We start from the raw sequence: 583 nt of genomic DNA, 5'->3' as shown, positions 1-583 counted from the left end.
TCGTGGCGAGACCGAAATCGGTCAACACCACCCGGCCGTCGTCGCCCAGCAGCACGTTGCCCGGCTTGACGTCGCGGTGCATGACGCCCGCCTTGTGGGCCGCGTTGAGAGCACCCAGCACGCCGAGGCCGATCTCAATGGTCTGGGCCACCGACACCGGCCCGTCCTCGGCGAGGGTGTCCTGCAACGACTTCGACGCCACGTACTCCATGACGATCCACGGATCGCCGTCGGTACGCAGCACGTCGAAGATGCGGACCACGTTTATGTGGTTGAGCCGGGCGATGGCCCGCGCCTCGCGCAGCGAACGCTCCCGCATCTCGCGGCGTTCCTCGTCGGTGAGGCCGGGCGGCGGCACCAACTCCTTGATGGCGACGTCGCGGTGCAACACCTCGTCGCGCGCCTTCCACACCCGACCCATGCCACCCTGGCCGAGCGGCGACAGAAGCCGGTATCGGTCAGCGACGAGTTGGGGAAGCGCGTTCGACATCGCTGAGACGGTACCCGGACCCGCCGACGCTCACACCGCCGGCACGCCACTGTGCGCTTCGGATGACGTCGGGCCGCGTACCCTGGCGGCATG

General features: G+C 68.8%; 1 protein-coding gene. It reads right to left on the bottom strand.

Annotated elements, in window-relative coordinates:
* Positions 1 to 490, bottom strand: a 490-nt coding sequence (locus tag MILUP08_RS00005; protein ID WP_039904964.1) for a serine/threonine-protein kinase, incomplete at its 3' end; no start/stop codon positions are given.
* Positions 491 to 583 lie beyond the last annotated feature (93 nt).

This window comes from Micromonospora lupini str. Lupac 08 (assembly GCF_000297395.2).
GTDB classification, from domain to species: domain Bacteria; phylum Actinomycetota; class Actinomycetes; order Mycobacteriales; family Micromonosporaceae; genus Micromonospora; species Micromonospora lupini.
This window is presented reverse-complemented; position numbering and strand designations above follow the sequence as displayed.